The 22144-nt window shown below is 69.9% G+C and carries 16 protein-coding genes and 1 pseudogene; 12 read left to right on the forward strand and 5 right to left on the reverse strand.

The features are described from left to right. The first annotated feature begins 6 nt into the window (after positions 1-6). From secE to AB0D08_RS14165, 12 genes are all read left to right on the forward strand, one after another. Positions 7-375, forward strand: coding sequence for a preprotein translocase subunit SecE (gene secE / locus AB0D08_RS14110; protein ID WP_033822220.1), 369 nt, complete (start codon positions 7-9; stop codon positions 373-375). A 211-nt stretch (positions 376-586) separates the two neighbouring features. Next, positions 587-1492, forward strand: a complete 906-nt coding sequence (gene nusG / locus AB0D08_RS14115; RefSeq protein ID WP_033822219.1) for a transcription termination/antitermination protein NusG — start codon at positions 587-589, stop codon at positions 1490-1492. Between the two features lie 163 nt (positions 1493-1655). Further along, positions 1656-2090 (forward strand): 50S ribosomal protein L11, encoded by a 435-nt coding sequence (gene rplK, locus AB0D08_RS14120; protein WP_033822218.1) that lies wholly within the window; start codon positions 1656-1658, stop codon positions 2088-2090. Between the two features lie 77 nt (positions 2091-2167). Next, the gene (gene rplA / locus AB0D08_RS14125) at positions 2168-2890 is read left to right on the forward strand and encodes a 50S ribosomal protein L1 (RefSeq protein ID WP_033822217.1); all 723 of its coding nucleotides are present in this window, start codon (positions 2168-2170) and stop codon (positions 2888-2890) included. A 149-nt stretch (positions 2891-3039) separates the two neighbouring features. After that, the gene (locus AB0D08_RS14130) at positions 3040-3897 is read left to right on the forward strand and encodes a hypothetical protein (RefSeq protein ID WP_033822216.1); all 858 of its coding nucleotides are present in this window, start codon (positions 3040-3042) and stop codon (positions 3895-3897) included. 82 nt (positions 3898-3979) lie between these two features. Then, entirely contained in the window at positions 3980-4903 is a 924-nt protein-coding gene (locus AB0D08_RS14135; RefSeq protein ID WP_359888631.1) for a hypothetical protein, read from the forward strand. Positions 4904-4991: 88 nt separating this feature from the next. Then, positions 4992-5909, forward strand: coding sequence for a hypothetical protein (locus tag AB0D08_RS14140; protein ID WP_082526771.1), 918 nt, complete (start codon positions 4992-4994; stop codon positions 5907-5909). Between the two features lie 92 nt (positions 5910-6001). After that, a complete protein-coding gene (locus AB0D08_RS14145; protein WP_033822214.1) occupies positions 6002-6823 on the forward strand; it encodes a hypothetical protein in 822 nt (273 codons plus the stop codon). A 375-nt stretch (positions 6824-7198) separates the two neighbouring features. Next, positions 7199-7762, forward strand: a complete 564-nt coding sequence (gene rplJ / locus AB0D08_RS14150) for a 50S ribosomal protein L10 (RefSeq protein WP_033822213.1) — start codon at positions 7199-7201, stop codon at positions 7760-7762. Positions 7763-7852: 90 nt separating this feature from the next. Continuing rightward, entirely contained in the window at positions 7853-8236 is a 384-nt protein-coding gene (gene rplL / locus AB0D08_RS14155) for a 50S ribosomal protein L7/L12 (protein WP_033822212.1), read from the forward strand. Positions 8237-9002: 766 nt separating this feature from the next. Further along, entirely contained in the window at positions 9003-12479 is a 3477-nt protein-coding gene (gene rpoB / locus AB0D08_RS14160) for a DNA-directed RNA polymerase subunit beta (RefSeq protein ID WP_033822211.1), read from the forward strand. Between the two features lie 101 nt (positions 12480-12580). Next, positions 12581-16474, forward strand: coding sequence for a DNA-directed RNA polymerase subunit beta' (locus AB0D08_RS14165; RefSeq protein WP_033822210.1), 3894 nt, complete (start codon positions 12581-12583; stop codon positions 16472-16474). Positions 16475-16500: 26 nt separating this feature from the next. Here AB0D08_RS14165 and AB0D08_RS14170 read toward each other — a convergent pair whose 3' ends face one another. The 5 genes and pseudogenes from AB0D08_RS14170 to AB0D08_RS14190 all read right to left on the reverse strand — a co-directional run. Further along, entirely contained in the window at positions 16501-17409 is a 909-nt protein-coding gene (locus AB0D08_RS14170) for a M48 family metalloprotease (protein WP_233289157.1), read from the reverse strand. 335 nt (positions 17410-17744) lie between these two features. Further along, positions 17745-18317 carry a Pycsar system effector family protein gene (locus AB0D08_RS14175; RefSeq protein WP_233289156.1) on the reverse strand — a complete coding sequence of 191 codons (573 nt, stop codon included), beginning with the start codon at positions 18315-18317 and terminating at the stop codon, positions 17745-17747. Between the two features lie 21 nt (positions 18318-18338). Beyond that, positions 18339-19292 (reverse strand): hypothetical protein, encoded by a 954-nt coding sequence (locus tag AB0D08_RS14180; RefSeq protein ID WP_051813164.1) that lies wholly within the window; start codon positions 19290-19292, stop codon positions 18339-18341. A gap of 28 nt (positions 19293-19320) precedes the next feature. Then, positions 19321-21594: a hypothetical protein gene (locus tag AB0D08_RS14185; protein ID WP_359888636.1), complete on the reverse strand. Its 2274-nt coding sequence runs from the start codon at positions 21592-21594 to the stop codon at positions 19321-19323. Continuing rightward, a pseudogene (locus tag AB0D08_RS14190) lies at positions 21591-22144 on the reverse strand (hypothetical protein); the annotation flags it as partial. The pseudogene AB0D08_RS14190 and the gene AB0D08_RS14185, both read right to left, overlap by 4 nt.

A 22144-nucleotide genomic window follows, 5' to 3' on the forward strand; every position in this document is an offset into this window, starting at 1 on the left:
GGACGAGTGACGGAGACCACGGGCTCCACCGCAACGCCTGAGAGCGGCAACCCCGAGGGGGCCGACGGCGCGGCGGACGAAACCACGCCTGCCGACGACAAGTCGCTCTCCCGGCGCGAGCGCAGGCGTGCCAACAAGGCCGCCGGCGGCGACGGCGCGAAGCGCCCCGGCAAGCGGGCCAAGAAGGGCCTGTTCGCCCGGACCGCCGTTTTCTACCGCCAGATCATCGCCGAGCTCCGCAAGGTCGTCTGGCCGACCCGCAGCGAGCTGGTGCAGTACACCACCGTCGTGGTCACCTTCGTCATCGTGATGATGATGCTGGTCTACGGCGTGGACTACGGCTTCTCCAAGCTCAGCTTGTGGATCTTCGGCTGACCGGCTCGGCAGCCAGCGACACCCGACCCGGGTCGGCACCCTCCACACGGAAGGGGGCCGCCCGGGTCGAGCTGTCTGCGCCGACCGGACGAGCCCGCTACCGTTGACTCGGTACTGTTGAGGTATCCGAGACTTTCCCGCCCGTACGCCCCAGGGCGGCCGGGCGGCCCGGAGCCGTTCCATCTCCACAACCAGGAAAGAAGCAGCGACCGTGTCTGAGTCCCCCCTGTACGACGCCGACGAGACCGTCCGCGAGGCGGATGTCGCGGCCGAGGCTGCTGACGCCGAGGCTGCCGAGGACATCCTGGACGCCGCCGACGCCGACGAGGACCAGGTCGAGTCTGCCGACGAGGCCGAGGCGGGTGTCCCGGCCGAGCTCGACGCGCTGCACGAGGTGACCGAGGACGAGGCTGTCGCCGAGGAGGCCGCGGACGAGACCGCCGCCGAGGAGACCGGCACCGAGGAGGCCTCCGACGAGGCCGACGAGGCCGAGCAGGAGCCGGCCGGCGAGAGCGACCCGGTCGCCGAGTTCCGCGAGACGCTGCGCCGCGCGCCGGGCGAGTGGTACGTCATCCACACCTACGCCGGCTACGAGAACCGCGTGAAGCAGAACCTGGAGCAGCGCTCGGTCTCGCTCAACGTCGAGGACCGCATCTTCGAGTCGGCCGTGCCGCAGGAAGAGGTCGTCCAGATCAAGAACGGCGACCGCAAGACCATCCGGCAGAACAAGCTCCCCGGCTACGTGCTGGTCCGCATGGAGCTGGACGCCGAGTCCTGGAACGTGGTCCGCAACACCCCGGGCGTCACCGGCTTCGTCGGCAACGCCTACGACCCGTACCCGCTGACCCTGGACGAGGTCGTCAAGATGCTCGCCCCGGACGTCGAGCGCCAGGCGGCCAAGGACGCCGGCAAGGCCTCCCCGGTCCGCCCGGTCGAGGTCCAGGTGCTCGACTTCGAGGTCGGCGACTCGGTCACCGTCACCGACGGTCCGTTCGCCACCCTGCAGGCGACCATCAACGAGATCAACCCGGACTCGAAGAAGGTCAAGGGCCTGGTCGAGATCTTCGGCCGGGAGACCCCGGTCGAGCTGTCGTTCGACCAGATCCAGAAGAACTAGCACGGTCTCCGGGTTCGGGGGCGGGGCTTCGGCCCCGCCCCCGAACTCGTTTTGGTCCAGCGGCGCATCCGCGTTAGCCTGGTCCGATGTGTGTCCGCCCGGTGGGCTGTCGCGCCCGCCACGGACACACCAGCAATCACCTCTCGGAAGGACCCGGAGAGAAATGCCTCCCAAGAAGAAGAAGATCACGGGGCTCATCAAGCTCCAGATCAACGCCGGTGCCGCCAACCCGGCCCCGCCGGTCGGCCCCGCGCTGGGTCAGCACGGCGTCAACATCATGGAGTTCTGCAAGGCCTACAACGCCGCGACCGAGTCGCAGCGCGGCATGATCGTGCCGGTGGAGATCACGGTCTACGAGGACCGTTCCTTCACCTTCATCACGAAGACCCCGCCGGCCGCCCGCCTGATCCTCAAGGCCGCTGGTGTGGACAAGGGCTCGGCCGAGCCGCACAAGACCAAGGTCGCCAAGCTCACCAGCGCCCAGGTCCGCGAGATCGCCACGGTCAAGCTCCCCGACCTGAACGCCAACGACCTGGACGCCGCGGCGAAGATCATCGCCGGCACCGCCCGGTCGATGGGCATCACCGTCGAGGGCTGACCAGCCCCTTAGTCCACCGTGGTAGGGCCCGCGCGGCCCGCATGACCACGACTCCTCATTCACCTTCAGGAGAAGCAGTGAAGCGCAGCAAGGCTCTCAAGGCCGCGGACGCCAAGGTCGACCGCAGCCGGATCTACGCTCCCCTCGAGGCCATCCGCCTCGCGAAGGAGACCTCCACCACCAAGTTCGACGGCACCGTCGAGGTCGCCATGCGTCTGGGCGTCGACCCGCGCAAGGCCGACCAGATGGTCCGCAGCACCGTGATCCTCCCGCACGGCACCGGTAAGACCGCCCGGGTCCTGGTCTTCGCGACCGGTGACCGTGCCGAGGCCGCGCGTGCTGCGGGCGCCGACATCGTGGGCTCCGACGAGCTCATCGACGAGGTCGCCAAGGGCCGTCTGGACTTCGACGCCGTCGTCGCCACCCCGGACCTGATGGGCAAGGTCGGCCGCCTCGGCCGCGTGCTCGGTCCCCGTGGCCTGATGCCGAACCCCAAGACCGGCACCGTCACCCCCGATGTCACCAAGGCTGTCAACGACATCAAGGGCGGCAAGATCGAGTTCCGCGTCGACAAGCACTCGAACCTGCACTTCATCATCGGCAAGGTCTCCTTCACCGATGAGCAGCTGGTCGAGAACTACGGCGCCGCGCTCGAGGAGGTCCTCCGGGCCAAGCCGGCCGCCGCCAAGGGCCGCTACATCAAGAAGACCGCCGTCTCCACCACGATCGGCCCCGGCATCCAGGTGGACCCGAACCGCACCCGCAACCTCCTGGTCGAGGAGGACCCGGCCGCCGTCTGAGCCACCGGCTCCGACCGGCCGCGTCCTGGGCGCGACTGATGTCAGGTCCGACGGGCCCGCACCCCCTGCACGAGGGGGTGCGGGCCCGTCGGCGTACCCGGGCGGTTAGGCTCTGCGCACCCACCACCTCTCTCCCCGCGGAGTACGCCGTGCGTATCGATCGGATCGCCGTCCTGGCCGCCGCCGTCCTGGTGCTCGGCGGTGCGGCCGGCTGCAGCAGCGTGGGCGGCGGCGGCGCCGCGGGCGACGGTCCGGCCGACCCGGCGCCGGCGAGCAGCGCCCGCCCGAGCACGCCGAAGGCCGTGGTCGAGGCCGCCGCGGACGCGCTCGACAAGGCGGGCAGCGCCCGGCTGCGGGTGGAGGAGGACAACCACCAGTACGGCCACAGCACCGTCGAGGGCGCCGTCTCCTGGACGTCCGGCGACGCCGACCTGACCGTCACCGAGGGCCGCGGCAAGGGCAGGCTCCGGCTGGTCGACGGCGTCCACTACGCCTCGTACGACTGGCTGGCCCCCGACCTCAAGGGCAAGCACTGGGCGCGGGCCGAGCGCGAGACGGCCGAGGAACTGGACTCCGGTGCCACCCCCGGCCGCATCCCGGCGAGCTTCACCGGGATCTGGCTGACCGGCATCACCGCGGGTCCGGCGGCCCCGCTGCGGCTGATGGCCGAGGCGGGACAGATCACCGAGGTCGGCCAGGAGCAGCTGGACGGCGCGACGGTCACCCACTACCGGGGCACCGCGTCGGTCGCCGCGTACCACGGCGCCGACCAGGGCCTGTCCGAGCAGGAGCGGGCCGCGACGCTGGCCTACTACCAGCGCCAGGGGATGAGCGTGGTGGACCACGACTACTGGCTGGACCAGGCCGGCCGGCTGCTGAAGTCGCAGGAGACCACCCGGGGTTCGGGGGGCACCGACACCGTGGTCGAGCTGGTCGCCGAGCCGGGCACGGATGTGGCGGCACCGGCTCCGGATGCCGTCGACACCTTGGTACTGAACGGGGGCTGACCCGTTGCCGGGCCGTCGGTGCCATCGACTAGAGTCCGGCACGGAGTATGAGAATGGTCTGAGTGGGGGAATCTTGCGTACCTTGCGAATCGCGTCCGCGGTGGTCGTCTCGACCGCCCTCATCGGTGCCCTGTCGGCCTGCGGCGGCAGCGCCAAGCCGGGCGACGCGGCGGCCGGTGCGTCGGCCCCGGCCTCCGCCGGTGCGGCCTCGGGCGCGGCCCCGGGCGGGGCCTCCGCCGCCGCGGACGGTGCCACGGCCGGGGCCCCGGCGCCCGCGGGCGGCAAGGAGCAGGCTCCCAAGGAGGCGCTGACCGCCGCCGCCGCCGTGATGGCGAAGGCCGGCACCGCCAAGCTGGTCCTCACCGGGGACAAGCCCGAGGACCTGACCTCCGGGGTGCTGTCCTGGAAGTCCCCGCAGGCGCTGCAGATCTCCACCACCGAGGACGGCGAGGAGGTCAAGATGCTCTTCGTCGGTGATGTGATGTACCTCGGGCTGAGCTCCGAGATGGCCCAGCTGTTCGCCGGCAAGAAGTGGATGAAGGTCGACCCCGGCGCGGCCCCGGGCTCCGCGCCCGGCGCGGCCGACGCGGGCGCCTTCAGCGGCATGCTGGTGACCCTCGACCCGGCCGTCGAGCTTGCCGCGAACGCGCAGGCCGGCAAGGTGAGCAAGGTCGGCGCGGAGAAGATCGACGGTGTCGACACCGTGCACTACCGCAGCACGGTCGCCGCCAAGGACCTGGTCGCCGCGATGAGCGGGGCGAGCGAGGCGAGCAGGGCGAGCCTGCTCAAGGAGCTCACCGGCGAGCCCACCTTCGACTTCTGGATCAACGGGAAGAACGAACTGGTCCAGCTCGGCGGCAGCCAGCTCAACCCGGGCAAGGGCGCCGCGTCCGCCACCGGCACCGTCAAGTACACCGAGCTCGGCACGGCCGTCGCGCCGGCCGCCCCCGCGGCGGCCGAGGTGGCCGACATGGCCGAGCTGCTGAAGAGCCTCGGCACCAGCTGAGGCCCGGCCGGGCCCGGTGGACGACCGGGCCCGGCGCCACCGGGCGCGGAGACTCCGCGCCCGGGCCGTCACCAGGGGGAGACACCAGATGTTCAGGACCGGACGTACGTTCCTCGCCGCCACCGCCGTCGTGCTCGCACTGACCGCGACCGGCTGCAACAGCAAGAGCTCCGGCGGCGACGCCGCCCCGGCCGCCCCGAGCGCCGCGGGCAGCAGCGTGGCGCCGTCCTCGCCGGCCGCCGAGGTGGCGCCCGCCGCGCTGCTGAAGCTGGTGGGGGAGAAGACCAGCGCGGCCAAGTCCGCCAAGGTCGAGGCCGTCACCGAGCTGCCCACCGGGAAGACCAGCATGAAGGGCGCCATCTCCTGGGACCACGGCCTCCAGGGCGAGCTGACCGGCAACGCCGGCGGCGCGATGGCCGACACCCTCGCCAAGGCCGGCGGGGACGGCACCTTCACCGCGCGCTACCTCACCGACGCGATGTACATCAACATGGGCGAGGCGATGGCCGGCCAGCTCGGCGGCGCGCACTGGATCAAGTACGGCTACGCGGACCTGGCCAAGCTGATGGGCCCGGCCGGCGACAGCCTCAAGCAGCAGCTGCAGAGCGCCGACCCGGTCTCCTCGGTGCGGGCCCTGATCGCCTCCGGCAAGGTCGCCAAGGCCGGGTCCGAGAGCGTGAACGGCACCCAGGCCACCAAGTACGCCGGCGACCTCTCCGCGGCCGACCTCGCCCAGGCCACCACCCAGGGGCTCACCAAGGAGCAGGCGGACGGCCTCCAGCAGCAGTTCACCGCGGCCGGGATCACCACCGAGCACATCGAGCTCTGGGTCACCGGTGACAACCTGCTGGTGAAGAAGGTCGAGCAGCTCCAGACCAAGGCCGGCGCGATCACCTCGACGGCGACGTACACCGACTACGGCACCTCGGTCGCGGCCACCGCCCCGAGCGAGGGCGACACGGTGGACTTCGCCAAGCTGCTGCAGGGCGCGCAGAGCGCCAGCTGACCGGGCGGGCGGCCGGGGCGGAGCCGCCCCGGCGGCCCGAACCGGGGCATGGCATGGTGGGGGGGCGAGTTACCGAAGCAGGGAGAGTCAGCATGCCGGTTCGGCGCAAGGCCGCCACCGCGGTCCTGGCTCTCCTGCTGGCGGGCGCGGCCGCGTGCGGCGGAAACGCCACGGCGGGCCCGGGTCCGGCGACCGGCACCTCGGCACCGAGCTCGGCGCTCGCCACCCCCACCGACCGCTCGCCGCACGGCGTGCTGCTCTCCGCCCAGCTGGCCATGCGCGACGCCCGCCGGGCGCGGTTCAAGCTGCCGCAGGAGGGCGCCGACGGGATGATCTTCTGGGCGCCCAAGACCGGGCTGCGGTTCGACCGGCAGGGCACGTCCGAGCAGCTGATCGTCCTGGACACCGCCGCCTACCTGGGCGGCGACCCGGACAGCGCGGCGCGGCAGGGCGGCCGGCACTGGCAGAAGTTCAGCGGCCGTCCGGGGGGCAAGGACGTCCCGTACTCCGCGCTGGTCGACCAGCTCAACCCGATGGTGGCGCTCACCGCGGCCTGCGCCGCCGAGGCGCCCGAGCTGGTCGGCCAGGAACAGCTCCAGGAGACCTCGGTCGTCCACTACCGGCTGACCCTCGGCGTCGACGCCTACGTGGCGGCCCAGACCCAGCTCGGCCCGGAGCGCCGGGAGGCCCTGCGCCAGAGCCTCGGCGCGGACCCCGGCCGGGTGCTCACCCTCGACCTGTGGCTCAACGACAGCGACCAGCTGGTGCAGCTCAGCCGGACCGGCCAGGCCGGGGCGCGGGCCGCCACCGTGGTGTACGGCGAGATCGCCGGGCCGCTGTCGCTGCAGGCGCCCGCCGAGGCCGACACCCTGGACCGGGGCGAGGCGAGCCCGCCGCCGGTGCCGGGCGGGTAGGTGGGCCCCGGGTCCTGCGAGTCGTAGGCCCGCGGGACGGATTTGCCCCGTTCGGCAGGCGTCGAGTACCGTGGGGATCGCCAAAGACCGCTGGTTGTCGCCGTGCGCCTTCACAGGTGCCGGGTGACCGAAGGATCTGCGTTCAGCGCAGACGGCCCGCGCAGGAGTGTTTGGAGCTTTGACTTCCGGTCCGTTCGGTTCGCCGTGCGGCTGTTGAGGTCGTCATGGGCCCCGTGCGACTGCGCACTGGGGCTCGATTTGTTTTTGCGGAGCATTCCGCAGGGCCTCTTCCTTCCGGCCGGTGCGTCCGAGGTGATCGATGGTCGACTCCCAAGGTCGGCCCGACTTCGACATCACGGAAGGAGGCGTAAGCCTATGGCAAGGCCCGACAAGGCTACCGACGTTGCCGAGATCACGGACAGGTTCCGTGCCTCGAACGCGGCCGTGCTGACCGAGTACCGCGGTCTGACGGTGAAGCAGATGAAGAATCTGCGTCGCTCGCTGGGGGACAACGCCCAGTACGCCGTGGTGAAGAACACGCTGACCAAGATCGCGGCGAACGAGGCCGGGATCTCTGCGCTGGACGACCTGTTCGCCGGTCCGACGGCTGTCGCCTTCGTCACCGGTGACCCGGTGGAGTCGGCGAAGGCTCTGCGTGACTTCGCCAAGGAGAACCCCGCTCTCATCATCAAGGGCGGTGTCCTTGACGGTAAGGCGCTGACCGCCGATGAGATCAAGAAGCTCGCGGACCTCGAGTCCCGCGAGGTTCTGCTCGCCAAGCTGGCGGGTGCCATGAAGGCCAAGCCCTCGCAGGCTGCCGCGGTCTTCCAGGCCCTGCCGTCGAAGCTCGTCCGCACCGTGGACGCGCTTCGCGACAAGGTCGAGCAGGGCGGTGCCGGTACGCCGGCTCCCGCCGCCGAGGACGCTGCCGCCGAGTAATTCGGCGGGCATCAGCCCTCGCTGCGGGCCCGTACGCCCGCCAACCCGTACATCCGGCACCACCTGCCGATTTAGTGGAAGGACGCCATCATGGCGAAGCTGTCCCAGGACGACCTGCTCGCGCAGTTCGAGGAGATGACCCTCATCGAGCTCTCCGAGTTCGTGAAGGCGTTCGAGGAGAAGTTCGACGTCACCGCCGCCGCCCCGGTCGCCGTCGCCGGCGTTGCCGGTCCGGTCGCCCCGGTCGAGGCTGCCGAGGAGCAGGACGAGTTCGACGTCATCCTCGAGTCCGCCGGTGACAAGAAGATCCAGGTCATCAAGGAGGTGCGCGCCCTGACCTCCCTCGGCCTGAAGGAGGCCAAGGACCTCGTTGACGGCACCCCCGCCACCGTCCTGGAGAAGGTTGCCAAGGACGCTGCCGAGAAGGCCAAGGCCGCTCTCGAGGGCGCCGGCGCCAAGGTCACCGTCAAGTGACTTCCTGCCCCCTCTGAGGGGGCGCGGAGGCCGGGCCGATCACCCCTGTGGGTGGTCGGCCCGGCCTTTTCCCGTACCGGGGTCCGTACCCGTCGTACCGGGTCCCCCGAACGGCTCCGCCGGTGCGGCCCAGCGCGCACTCGGTCGCTGTCGGTGCGGGCCGGTATGGTGATCGCTGTCGTGGCCACCCGCCCCGGCCTCGGGCGATGTGTAACGCGCGGGGGCCCGGAAGCGATGGTCCGTGCGAGGTCCGCACTGTGGTGGGGGCCTTGACGAACGGCACCCGGCGCGCGATTCTCGAGGCGCGCGCCGCTGCGTGGCAGGCGGTTCACCGTCGGCCGGAGAGCCCGGATGGTTATACAAGGGCCCGGCTGGGAACTGACTACATGTGAGGTGCGACGGCCCGGGAGTCCCGGGTCGTCCGGTTGTACGAGGGCAGGGCAACCCCTGCGGCGGTGCCTCTTGACAGGGGCGGCCGGCGCTCGGGTCGCGACCGGAGGGAGCGTCCGATTCGGTCTCCGAATCAGGGCTTGTCAGCAGTGTGCCTTTTGGCTACACTGTCCCTTTGCGCTGCCTGTTAGCTGCTCCGTGACTCGTCGCCCGGAGTCGGCGTTGCCCTGAAGGGGCCTGGCACCGCCTCCGTACAGCGGCTCTGACCTGGGGATTCACCCCCGGCGGGACCGGCGGCCGGAGGTGGATCCTGGCTCGTCTAAGGTCCGGCCGGTATGCGCGTAGTGAGCTCCGAGCCCTCGGAAGGACCCCCCTCTTGGCCGCGCCGCGCAACGCCTCGAACAATTCCGCCGCATCCACCGCCCCGCTCCGCGTCTCGTTCGCGAAGATCAAGGAGCCTCTTGAGGTCCCGAACCTCCTGGCCCTGCAGACCGAGAGCTTTGACTGGCTGCTCGGCAATGCGGCCTGGAAGTCCCGGGTCGAGGCGGCCCTGGACAGTGGTCAGGACGTCCCGACCAAGTCCGGTCTGGAGGAGATCTTCGAGGAGATCTCTCCGATCGAGGACTTCTCCGGTTCGATGTCGCTGACCTTCCGCGACCACCGTTTCGAGCCGCCGAAGAACTCCATCGACGAGTGCAAGGACCGCGACTTCACCTACGCGGCCCCGCTCTTCGTCACCGCCGAGTTCACCAACAACGAGACCGGTGAGATCAAGTCCCAGACGGTCTTCATGGGCGACTTCCCGCTCATGACCAACAAGGGCACGTTCATCATCAACGGCACCGAGCGTGTCGTCGTGTCCCAGCTGGTGCGCTCTCCCGGCGTCTACTTCGACTCCAGCCTGGACAAGGTGTCCGACAAGGACATCTTCTCCTGCAAGGTCATCCCCTCGCGTGGTGCCTGGCTGGAGATGGAGATCGACAAGCGCGACATGGTCGGTGTCCGCATCGACCGCAAGCGCAAGCAGTCGGTCACCGTTCTGCTCAAGGCCCTCGGCTGGACCAACGAGATGATTCTCGAGGAGTTCGGCGAGTACGAGTCGATGCGCGCCACCCTGGAGAAGGACCACACCCAGGGCCAGGACGACGCGCTGCTGGACATCTACCGCAAGCTGCGTCCGGGCGAGCCGCCGACGCGTGAGGCCGCCCAGACCCTGCTGGAGAACCTCTACTTCAACCCCAAGCGCTACGACCTCGCGAAGGTCGGCCGCTACAAGGTCAACCGCAAGCTCGGCAACGCGGAGTCGCTGGACTCCGGCGTGCTCACCGAGCCCGACATCATCGGTGCGATCAAGTACCTGGTGAAGCTGCACGCGGGCGAGGTCGAGTGGCGGGACGAGGACGGTCGCGACATCGTCATCGAGGTCGATGACATCGACCACTTCGGCAACCGTCGCCTGCGCAACGTCGGCGAGCTGATCCAGAACCAGGTCCGTACGGGTCTCGCCCGTATGGAGCGCGTCGTGCGCGAGCGCATGACCACCCAGGATGTCGAGGCGATCACGCCGCAGACCCTGATCAACATCCGGCCGGTCGTCGCCTCCATCAAGGAGTTCTTCGGCACCAGCCAGCTGTCGCAGTTCATGGACCAGACCAACCCGCTGTCGGGCCTGACCCACAAGCGCCGTCTGTCCGCCCTCGGCCCCGGTGGTCTGTCCCGTGAGCGGGCCGGCTTCGAGGTCCGAGACGTGCACCCGTCGCACTACGGCCGCATGTGTCCGATCGAGACCCCCGAAGGCCCGAACATCGGTCTGATCGGCTCGCTCGCCTCCTACGGCCGGGTCAACGCGTTCGGTTTCATCGAGACCCCGTACCGCAAGGTGATCGACGGTGTCGTCACCGAGCAGGTCGACTACCTCACCGCCGACGAGGAGGACCGCTTCGTCATCGCGCAGGCCAACGCCCCGCTGACGGACGACCTCCACTTCGCCGAGCCCCGCGTGCTGGTCCGCCGCCGTGGCGGCGAGATCGACTACATCCCGGGCACCGAGATCGACTACATGGACGTCTCGCCGCGCCAGATGGTGTCGGTCGCGACCGCCATGATCCCGTTCCTCGAGCACGACGACGCCAACCGCGCGCTCATGGGCTCCAACATGATGCGTCAGGCGGTGCCGCTGCTGAAGAGCGAGGCCCCGCTGGTCGGCACCGGCATGGAGTACCGCTGCGCGGTCGACGCCGCCGACGTGATCACCGCCGAGAAGTCGGGCGTGGTCCAGGAGGTCTCGGCCGACTACGTCACCGTGGCCAACGACGACGGCACCTACACCACGTACCGGGCCGCCAAGTTCACCCGCTCCAACCAGGGCACCGCCTTCAACCAGAAGGTGCTCGTGGACGAGGGCTCCCGGGTCGAGGTCAACCAGGTGCTGGCCGACGGTCCCTGCACCGACGAGGGCGAGATGGCCCTCGGCAAGAACCTGCTCGTGGCGTTCATGTCCTGGGAGGGTCACAACTACGAGGACGCGATCATCCTGTCGCAGCGCCTCGTGCAGGACGACGTCCTCTCCTCGATCCACATCGAGGAGCACGAGGTCGACGCCCGTGACACCAAGCTGGGCCCCGAGGAGATCACCCGGGACATCCCGAACGTCTCCGAGGAGGTCCTCGCCGACCTCGACGAGCGCGGCATCATCCGGATCGGCGCCGATGTCGTCACCGGCGACATCCTGGTCGGCAAGGTCACGCCCAAGGGCGAGACCGAGCTGACCCCGGAGGAGCGCCTGCTGCGCGCGATCTTCGGTGAGAAGGCCCGTGAGGTCCGCGACACCTCGCTGAAGGTGCCGCACGGTGAGTCCGGCAAGGTCATCGGCGTCCGCGTCTTCGACCGCGAGGAGGGCGACGAGCTCCCGCCCGGCGTCAACCAGCTGGTCCGGGTCTACGTGGCCCAGAAGCGCAAGATCACCAACGGTGACAAGCTGGCCGGCCGCCACGGCAACAAGGGCGTCATCTCCAAGATCCTGCCGGTCGAGGACATGCCGTTCCTCGCCGACGGCACCCCGGTCGACATCATCCTCAACCCGCTGGGTGTCCCGTCCCGAATGAACCCGGGACAGGTCCTGGAGATCCACCTCGGGTGGCTCGCCAAGCAGGGCTGGGACGTCTCCGGCCTCGCCGACGAGTGGGCCAAGCGCCTGCAGGCGATCGGCGCCGACAACGTGGAGGGTGGCACCAACCTCGCCACCCCCGTCTTCGACGGCGCCCGCGAGGACGAGATCACCGGCATGCTGGACCACACCACGCTCACCCGCGACGGTGACCGCCTGGTGAACTCCACCGGCAAGGCCCGGCTCTTCGACGGCCGCTCCGGCGAGCCGTTCCCGATGCCGGTCTCGGTCGGCTACATGTACATCCTCAAGCTGCACCACCTGGTCGACGACAAGCTGCACGCCCGTTCGACCGGCCCGTACTCCATGATCACCCAGCAGCCGCTCGGTGGTAAGGCGCAGTTCGGTGGTCAGCGCTTCGGTGAGATGGAGGTGTGGGCCCTCGAGGCGTACGGCGCCGCGTACGCCCTGCAGGAGCTGCTCACCATCAAGTCCGACGACGTCCTCGGCCGCGTGAAGGTCTACGAGGCCATCGTCAAGGGCGAGAACATCCCCGAGCCCGGCATTCCCGAGTCCTTCAAGGTGCTCATCAAGGAAATGCAGTCGCTCTGCCTCAACGTGGAGGTGCTGTCCTCGGACGGCCAGTCCATCGAGATGCGGGACTCCGACGAGGACGTGTTCCGCGCCGCGGAGGAGCTCGGTATTGACCTGTCCCGGCGCGAGCCGAGCAGCGTCGAAGAGGTCTGACGGAGGCCGGGCCGGCTGCCCCACACGGCAGCCGGCCCGCCCCCAGGCCCCCCTCAGACCACAGACAAACTCTCGAATTACGAAAGAGGGCTTGACGACCAGTGCTTGACGTCAACTTCTTCGACGAGCTCCGCATCGGCCTGGCCACCGCCGACGACATCCGCCAGTGGTCCCACGGCGAGGTCAAGAAGCCGGAGACCATCAACTACCGCACGCTGAAGCCGGAAAAGGACGGCCTTTTCTGCGAGAAGATCTTCGGTCCCACCCGGGACTGGGAGTGCTACTGCGGTAAGTACAAGCGTGTCCGCTTCAAGGGCATCATCTGCGAGCGCTGCGGCGTCGAGGTCACCCGCGCCAAGGTGCGCCGTGAGCGGATGGGCCACATCGAGCTGGCCGCCCCGGTCACCCACATCTGGTACTTCAAGGGTGTCCCGTCCCGCCTGGGCTACCTGCTGGACCTGGCGCCGAAGGACCTCGAGAAGGTCATCTACTTCGCCGCCTACATGATCACCTGGGTGGACGACGAGCGCCGCCAGCGTGACCTGCCCTCCCTCGAGGCGCACATCTCGGTCGAGCGCCAGCAGATCGAGAACCGCCGCGACGCCGACCTGGAAGGCCGGGCCAAGAAGGCCGAGACCGACCTGGCCGAGCTCGAGGCCGAGGGCGCCAAGGCCGACGTGCGCCGCAAGGTGCGCGAGGGCGCCGAGCGCGAGATGAAGCAGCTGCGCGACCGCGCCCAGCGCGAGCTGGACCGCCTCGACGAGGTGTGGGCCCGCTTCAAGAACCTCAAGGTCCAGGACCTGGAGGGCGACGAGCTGCTCTACCGCGAGCTGCGCGACCGCTTCGGCACCTACTTCTCCGGTTCGATGGGCGCCGCGGCGCTCAAGGACCGCCTGGAGAGCTTCGACCTCGCCGAGGAGGCCGAGCGCCTCCGCGAGATCATCCGCACCGGCAAGGGCCAGAAGAAGACCCGTGCGCTCAAGCGCCTCAAGGTCGTCTCCGCGTTCCTGCAGACCAGCAACAAGCCCAAGGGCATGGTGCTCGACTGCGTCCCGGTCATCCCGCCGGACCTGCGTCCGATGGTGCAGCTGGACGGTGGCCGCTTCGCGACCTCCGACCTGAACGACCTGTACCGCCGCGTGATCAACCGCAACAACCGCCTGAAGCGGCTTCTCGACCTCGGCGCGCCCGAGATCATCGTGAACAACGAGAAGCGCATGCTCCAGGAGGCCGTCGACGCGCTCTTCGACAACGGCCGTCGTGGCCGCCCGGTGACGGGCCCCGGCAACCGTCCGCTGAAGTCGCTGTCCGACATGCTCAAGGGCAAGCAGGGTCGTTTCCGTCAGAACCTGCTCGGCAAGCGCGTCGACTACTCGGCCCGTTCGGTCATCGTCGTCGGCCCGCAGCTCAAGCTGCACCAGTGCGGTCTGCCGAAGGCCATGGCGCTGGAGCTCTTCAAGCCGTTCGTGATGAAGCGCCTGGTCGACCTGAACCACGCGCAGAACATCAAGTCGGCCAAGCGCATGGTCGAGCGCGCCCGCCCGGTGGTGTGGGACGTCCTCGAAGAGGTCATCGCCGAGCACCCGGTGCTGCTGAACCGTGCGCCCACCCTGCACCGCCTCGGCATCCAGGCCTTCGAGCCGCAGCTGGTCGAGGGCAAGGCCATCCAGATCCACCCGCTCGTCTGCACCGCGTTCAACGCGGACTTCGACGGTGACCAGATGGCCGTCCACCTGCCCCTGTCCGCAGAGGCGCAGGCCGAGGCCCGCATCCTGATGCTGTCCTCGAACAACATCCTGAAGCCGGCCGACGGTCGTCCCGTCACCATGCCGACCCAGGACATGGTGCTCGGTCTGTTCTTCCTCACCTCGGACCGCGAGGAGGTGAAGGGCGGTGGCCGTTCCTTCTCCTCCACCGCCGAGGCGATCATGGCCTTCGACGCCCGCGAGCTGGACGTCCAGGCCCCGATCGACCTGCGCCTGCCGGCCGGCACCGTGCCGCCGCGCGGCTGGACCGTGCCGGTGGACGAGGACGGTCAGCCGGCCTGGTTCGAGGGCGAGGCCTTCCGCCTGCAGACCACCCTCGGCCGCGCGCTCTTCAACGAGCTGCTGCCGGAGAACTACCCGTTCGTCGACTACGAGGTGGGCAAGAAGCAGCTCTCCGCGATCGTCAACGACCTGGCCGAGCGCTACCCCAAGGTCGTCGTCGCCGCGACGCTGGACAACCTGAAGGCGGCCGGTTTCCACTGGTCGACCCGTTCCGGTGTCACCGTCTCGATCTCGGACGTCATCGTCCCGCCGAGCAAGCCCCAGATCCTCGAGGGCTACGAGGCGCAGGCCGAGAAGGTCCAGAAGCAGTACGAGCGCGGTCTGATCACCAACGACGAGCGCAAGAGCGAGCTCATCGGCATCTGGACCCGCGCGACCAACGAGGTCGCCGAGGCCATGTCCGCGAACTTCCCGAAGACCAACCCCATCTTCATGATGGTGGACTCGGGTGCCCGTGGAAACATGATGCAGATGCGTCAGATCGCCGGTATGCGTGGTCTGGTGTCGAACGCCAAGAACGAGACCATCCCGCGTCCCATCAAGGCCTCGTTCCGTGAGGGCCTGTCCGTGCTGGAGTACTTCATCTCCACCCACGGTGCCCGTAAGGGTCTGGCCGACACCGCCCTGCGTACCGCCGACTCCGGCTACCTCACCCGTCGTCTGGTCGACGTCTCCCAGGACGTCATCATTCGCGAGGAGGACTGCGGCACCGAGCGCGGCCTCAAGCTGCCGATCGGTTCCGTGGGTGCGGACGGCGTCCTGCGCAAGGCCGACGACGTCGAGACCAGCGTCTACGCCCGCATGCTGGCCGAGGACATCACGGTGGACGGCAAGCTCCTCGCCACCGCCAACACCGACCTCGGTGACGTGCTGATCGACGAGCTGATCCGGCACAACATCGCCGAGGTCAAGACCCGCTCGATCCTCACCTGTGAGTCCGCGGTCGGCACCTGCGCCATGTGCTACGGCCGTTCGCTGGCCACCGGCAAGCTGGTCGACATCGGTGAGGCGGTCGGCATCATCGCCGCCCAGTCCATCGGTGAGCCCGGTACCCAGCTGACCATGCGTACCTTCCACACCGGTGGTGTGGCCGGTGACGACATCACCCAGGGTCTGCCGCGTGTCGTCGAGCTCTTCGAGGCGCGTACCCCGAAGGGTGTCGCCCCGGTCTCCGAGGCCGACGGCCGGGTCCGCATCGAGGACACCGAGAAGACCCGCAAGATCGTCGTCACCCCCGACGACGGCACCGACGAGATCGCCTACCCGATCTCGAAGCGCATCAAGCTGCTGGTCAGCGAGGGCGAGGCGGTCTCCGTCGGCCAGAAGCTGACGGCCGGCACGATGAACCCGCACGACGTCCTGCGCATCATGGGCCAGCGTGCCGTCCAGATCCACCTGGTGGCCGAGGTCCAGAAGGTCTACAACTCGCAGGGTGTGTCGATCCACGACAAGCACATCGAGATCATCATCCGGCAGATGCTCCGCCGCGTGACGATCATCGAGTCGGGCGACGCCGAGCTGCTCCCGGGCGAGCTCGTCGAGCGCGGCCGCTTCGAGACCGAGAACCGTCGCGTGGTCTCCGAGGGCGGTCACCCCGCCTCCGGCCGTCCGCAGCTGATGGGTATCACCAAGGCCTCGCTGGCCACCGAGTCCTGGCTGTCGGCCGCCTCCTTCCAGGAGACGACCCGGGTGCTCACCGACGCGGCGATCCACGCCAAGTCGGACCCGCTGCTGGGCCTCAAGGAGAACGTCATCCTCGGTAAGCTCATCCCGGCCGGTACGGGTCTGCCCCGCTACCGCAACATCCGGGTCGAGCCGACCGAGGAGGCCAAGGCCGCGATGTACTCGGCCGTCGGCTACGACGACTACGACCTGTCGCCCTTCGGCGCCGGCTCCGGCCAGGCGGTCCCGCTGGACGACTACGACTACGGCCCGTACACCGGCTGAGGTCGCGGTTCCTGATCGCAGGGCGGTCACCCCACTCGGGGTGGCCGCCCTGCGGCGTTCCCCGGGCACCCGTTGGCCGCCAGATAGTTCTCCAAGTGTCGGATCCGGGTGAAGTTGTCCGGATGCGAGGCGAGCAGGCGCGCTGCCGGGCCGGGCCGGGAGGGGGCACGGCCGGTGCGCCGCTGCTGCGACTGCGCAGCGGCTTCCTCGGAGGCCTGGAATGCGTGCACCACGGCCAGGAGCGGGCGGGCGAACCCCAGCCGCGCGGCCTCCAGGTCGGCCCGGAGCTCGGCCCGGCGCCCGACCGCCGCCAAGAGGTAGGGCGTGACCAGGATCAGGAGCAGCGGCGGGTAGGTGGTCACCACCGTGAAGGCGACTGCACCGAACACCAGGGCCACCGCCACGGCACCCAGGGCGGAGAGTGAAGCCGCCAGCTGGAAGAGGAGCGCAGAGGCCAGCCGGAACGCCCACCACGCCAGCCGACCCGGCAGCGAGTACCAGAGTCCCAGCAGTGACGACCAGGCATGACCGCTCCGATGGTGTCCCAACTCGTGGGCGAGCACGGCGGCCAGTTGGGCAGGTGGCAACCGCTCCAGGGAGAAACGGGTCACCCCCACGATGTGGCCGGCTGCGGCGAGCGCGTTGAGATCCTTGCTGTCCTCGATCCACAGCTCGTACTTCCGGCCGTCGACGCCCGCCCGGACGGTCACTTCCCGCCAGACGGGTTCCAGCCTGGCGAGCTCGGCGCCGATCGGCAGGCGGAGATGGAAGAGGTGCCGGGCCATCAGTCGTTCGGTCGGCCGGTGGAAGGCGAGAACCCCGGATGCGACCCAGAGCCCGATAGCGAGGTAGCCGAAGACCTGCGGCAGCAGCAGGGAGAGCATGCTGACCACGATCAGGCTGCCGAGGAAGTTCGGCAGCAGAAGGAGCAGCATGCCGATGGCTGTGGCGTCGGCGCCGCGCTGCCGGGCGGCCAGGTGAATCCGACCGGTGTGGAATCCCAGGTCATCACCGGGGTCGGCGGGAACGTGGATGGTTGGGGGACGGACCGGCCGGCCCGGGCCCGGTGGGACCTGCGTCCGTGGAGGTCCGGGTGTTGCCTCAGCGGTTCTGGCAGTGGGGTAGGCGGGAGGGGGCGGAGCCTCGTTCGGGTACTGAGGTGGTCCCGCGTGGTGGTGCGGTGCTGTCGGATAGCCGGGCACTGTGGGCTCAGGCATGTGGACTCCTGGACGGGGACGGGAGTGGAACCAGCTACGGGGCGGGCCGTTACTCAGGCGGCCAGCGCGATCAGGGGCATCAGCAACAGACCGGCGCCGAAGGACAGGACCCCTATCCGCACCCACATGTGCTTCCGGGCGACGATCAGGCTGGTGTCGGTCAGGGCGATGACGACCCCTTCGGCGCGGTGGCGATCGGCGTCGGCGACGGCGGCGGGGAGTGCCCCCAAGTCCGCCGCCCGCCGAATGTCGCCGAAGTAGCCGAGTGGGCGGCCGGGCTCCCAGACACTGCGGGGGTATCGCGGCAGGACCGCCATCAGGAGTGCGAGCAGGGAGACGGAGAGGCAGCACGCGGCAGCGACCGCCAGCACCAGGACACCCCCTGTCACCGAGCGGAGGGTCCAGTCCCGGCCTGCCGCCAGTCCGCTGGCAGCACTCACGATCATTCCCAGGGCCGCGACCAGGACCGCGGCCTTGCTGTCCGCCCGGGCGATCTCGCCACGGAGGTCAGCGAGCAGTGCCTGGCCGGCGGCCAGCGGCGCGGTGGGAGTGGATGGTGCGGCGGCGGGGGCAGGCACTGCGCTCGGCACCGGTCCGCCGGAGGCAGGGATGGGGAAGGTCGACACGTGGCGGCTCCTGCTGGACGGTCAGCGCTGCGGCGGAAGATGGTGGTGGGAGCTCAGTGGCGGGGCGGGCGGCCCACCGGCACTGCGGCGGAGGATGGAGGTGATTGCCTCCAAGGTGGCCCGGGTGGAGTCCTCCAGCTGGAACTCCTCGAAGTGGCTGCGGTCGAGCAGCTTCTCGACCAGCTCGATCTGGTTGCGGACCAGGTCCTGCTGTTCGGTCCGGAGATGGTCCAGGGCGGTCGGCAGATCATCCGGGTGGGCGGCGAGCTGGAGGGCCCAGGCAGCCACTCCGCCGTGGTCGAGGTGATACCGGTAGAAGTCGGCCTTCTGCGCCAGGACATCGCTGTCCTCCTGGGCCTTCCGGCGGGCAAGGGGGTGTGCCTCGGTGTCGAACCCGTAGGAGCGCATTCGATCCTTGTGCGCTTGCGCGGCGGGGTCCAGCGTGAGCCGTACCGTGCAGGTCACGTGCAGGCCCTCGGCCTCGGCCGTCGGTGCCTCCAGGGTCTGTTGGACGGCGGCTTCGACGGGTCCGCTGAGGTCGGTCGGGAAGCTGCGTGCGACCGCACGCATTCGCTGCTGGATCCTCGGGATGAGGAGGGCCGGCACATCCCGGATTCCGCTCCGAACGACACGGTCGGCGGCCGAGACCCGCCAGTCCACGTCGACCTCTGTCTCGAAGCCACCAATGTCGTCGAGCCCGGGCAGGTAGGCGGTGAGCTGAAGGTGATGGATCCGCAGGTCCACCTCGAAGGCCGCCTGGTAGCCGCGGCCGGCGAGTTCACCGCGGCCCGGGCGCCGGGGCGGGAGGAATACCTCGTACCCGCCCTTGGCGGTGCTGAGGACCAATGCGCAGTCGGCCCGAGCTGCCACCCGGCCGGTCAGGGCCCCGAGTCGGCCGAGTCGGCGGACCGTGAGCACCGGGTCGGTCAGGCCGGCCCGCGGTGGCCATTCGGCGGATTCGTAGGTGTCCGGCATGGGCTGGTACTCCTGTGGTCGTGTGACATCAGTGCGGTGCGAGGTCGCTCAGCAGACGCCCGAGCGGGGCGCCCGCCAGCGGCCCCGCCGCGTCGCGGGCGGTGCGTAGCAGGTGGCTCAGCCGCTGGACATCCCGGTCGGTGACGGCAAGGGCGGGCAGCAACTCGGCGAGCAGGGACTCGGTTTCCGGCTCCGCACGGCTGCTGGTCAGCCAGGCTCGGAACACCTGGAGGGCGGCGGGGCCGTAGACCCGGTCGCCGAGGGCCGTTCGCCAGAGCGTCGCCAGCAGGTCCCGCACCGGCGGTTCGGCGCCGGGCCCGGGCACGGTGGTGATCGGTGCGGGTGCTCCGGGTCCGGTACGCGGTGCCTGGGCGAACCAGTCCAGCAAGGTGGGGCGGCCCGGGGTGCCGTCCTGGCCGTCCTCGGTGCGCTGCGCCGCGGTCAGGAAGGTGGCGAGCGCCAGACTGCGGAGCTCGGGGGCCGCGGTCGTCCAGTCGGCGAGGGCGGTGAGGACCGTGGGTCCTGCGGGGGAGAGCAGCAGCAGTTCGGCTGCTTCCACCAGGCCGACCGCCTCGAACTGCGTGGGGTGGTCGGTGGGGCGGTCCCGCTCGCCGGCGAGGGTGGCGCGGACGAGCTCGGTGAGGCCGTCCTCGTCCAGCCGAGAGGACGCCAGCGCGAGGGCGTCCAGAGCCTCTGCGGGCATCAGATGGCCGAGTAGCGCGTACCCGCGGATGGCGCTCCACCGGCGATGGCCGTTGTCGTCCTGGCACCAGTCCCGCAGGATGCGGGGTACCGCCGCGGTCCCTGCGTAGTACGCGAGGACGAGGCTGTTCGCGGCGAGCAGGCAGAGGCGGAAATCCTTCGACTCCGACCACGGCCCCAGCAGCCGGCCCATGGCGGAGGAGAGATCCACCGAGGCCAGCAGGGCCGCGGCCGAGGCAACCCGGGTACGGACCAGCGGGCGGGGATCGACGGCCAGGCCGTTCAGCCACAGGAGCACGGCGGGCCGGGCGGAGGGGTGGCTGATCCAGGTTTCGCGCAGCAGGGTGTGCGGGGTCCGGGGGTCACCGAAGCCGGCCATGCGCTGCGGTACCGGACCCCATGGAGTCTGTTCGTTCTCCTCGTACAGGAGGGCTCGGGCGAGCGCGACCCGATCCTCGACGGAGTTGCCGAACGGGGGGATGCCCTCCTTCCGACCGGGGGCGTCAATGTTCTCCAAGCGGCGGAAGAGATGGTCGGAGAGTTCGGCGGTGAGGGCGTATGGTGTGCGATCGAAGACAGCGAGGGAGAGCAGGAACGCCTTCTCCCTGAGCGGCAGCTGCGGGTCGCCGAACCAGCGGTCGACCTGCTCGCTGACCACGGCCTGGCCGAAGGCCGTCAGCCTCTCGCGGTCCGGCTCGTCGCCGGTGTGAGCGGCGAGCGGGACGGCGAACTCGGCGATCTCGCGGATCGGCCGGGTCTTCTCCAGGAAGTCACGCACCTCGGGCAGTGCCAACAACCCGGGGATGCGATCGCAGTCCTCGGCCCCGAGGCGGACCCGCAGGTGTGCGGCCAGGACGGATTCGGGGTCGGGCGGGGTCCACCGGAAGTGGCGGGGGCCGCGGTGCGAGGCGTCGGCCATGGTGATCACCAGATGTGCCTGCCGCTCGGTCAGGGTCTCGTGCAGGTGGAAAAGGTGCATCTCGGTCAGTGGTCTGCTGCGCGGAGCGGTGAAGTCCTCCAGCAGATAGCCGTCGGCCGGATCGGCACCCTTGAGCAGCGAGGCCGGAGCGATGTCAGGGTCGAGCGCGCGGATGCGGCGGGCCCCCAGGCGGTGCAGCAGCATCAGGGCGGCGGCCCGCCTGCCGCTGTCCGGAAGGCCTCGCAGCACCAGGACGCGGAGGCCACGTAGCTCGGAGAGCGCGCCGGCAAAGGCCGGGCCGTCCTGGAAGACCTGCGCCAGCGAGGCCAACTCGGTGTCGGGTACCACCCCCGACCCGTGCAGCGGCGTCCCGAACGCCGAACCGATCTGGTAGATCGTGGTCTTGTGCCCGGTCACCACGTCGCCGTGGACCTGGCCGCCGGAGACGGTGTGCTGGTCGCCGGTGACCAGGCTGCCCCCGAACGACGGTGTACCGCCCGTGAAGAAGTTGCCCTGGTTGGTGAAGCTCTCCGGGGCGTGCTCCAGCAGCTCCCGGGCGGCCTCCCAGGCGTTCTGGGGCTGCTCGGGCGGTGCTTCCTGCAGCTCGGCCGACTCGTCGTCCGCTTCCACCACGTCCTGTTGGGCGGGCTGCTTGGGTGTCTCCTGCGGGGGCGAGGTCACTTGGTGCCGCCTCGCCGTGAATCTCCGACACTGATGTCCCCGTGGACCTGGCCACCGGAGACGATGTGCTGGTCGCCGGTGACCAGACTGCCGCCGAAGGACGGCGAACCACCGATGAACTGCACCCCCCCGGAAGTCGCGGGCCCACCGAGGGCAGGACGCTGGGGCTCCACGGGCGGGCCGGCGGCGGCCGGGCCGGCCGAACCGTGCACCCAGCCGGTCAGCGGCCCCTCCTTGCCGAGGACGGAGACTTGGTGGAACTCGGTCGCGGGTACGCCGTGGTGGCCGTGGGACACGATGCCCTGGTAGACGGGGTCGGAGACGCACAGTAGGAGCTGTTCGCCGGACTGGGTGAGCAGGTGCCGGAGCTGGTCCGAATTGAGCAGTCGGAAGGCTTGGTTGAGGTCCCGGCCGACCACTCCGCCGAGTGCACCCCCCAGTTCCTGTACGGCCACCTCTCCTGCAGCGAGGACTGCCCGGAGCCGAACCTGGGCGCTGCTCGACGCCAGCCGGTTGTTGCTGCGCAGCAATGCGGGGGTCTCCGTGAGCA

Source organism: Kitasatospora sp. NPDC048540, from assembly GCF_040651175.1.
In the GTDB taxonomy this organism is placed as follows: domain Bacteria; phylum Actinomycetota; class Actinomycetes; order Streptomycetales; family Streptomycetaceae; genus Kitasatospora.

Excerpts from the sequence above, each read along its gene's own strand:
- AB0D08_RS14145 (WP_033822214.1), top strand. The coding sequence starts at position 6,002 with ATGCCGGTTCGGCGCAAGGCCGCCACCGCGGTCCTGGCTCTCCTGCTG.
- rplL (WP_033822212.1), top strand. The coding sequence starts at position 7,853 with ATGGCGAAGCTGTCCCAGGACGACCTGCTCGCGCAGTTCGAGGAGATG.
- rplK (WP_033822218.1), top strand. The coding sequence starts at position 1,656 with ATGCCTCCCAAGAAGAAGAAGATCACGGGGCTCATCAAGCTCCAGATC.
- AB0D08_RS14140 (WP_082526771.1), top strand. The coding sequence starts at position 4,992 with ATGTTCAGGACCGGACGTACGTTCCTCGCCGCCACCGCCGTCGTGCTC.
- AB0D08_RS14170 (WP_233289157.1), bottom strand. The coding sequence starts at position 17,409 with ATGCTGCTCCTTCTGCTGCCGAACTTCCTCGGCAGCCTGATCGTGGTC.
- AB0D08_RS14180 (WP_051813164.1), bottom strand. The coding sequence starts at position 19,292 with ATGCCGGACACCTACGAATCCGCCGAATGGCCACCGCGGGCCGGCCTG.
- rplJ (WP_033822213.1), top strand. The coding sequence starts at position 7,199 with ATGGCAAGGCCCGACAAGGCTACCGACGTTGCCGAGATCACGGACAGG.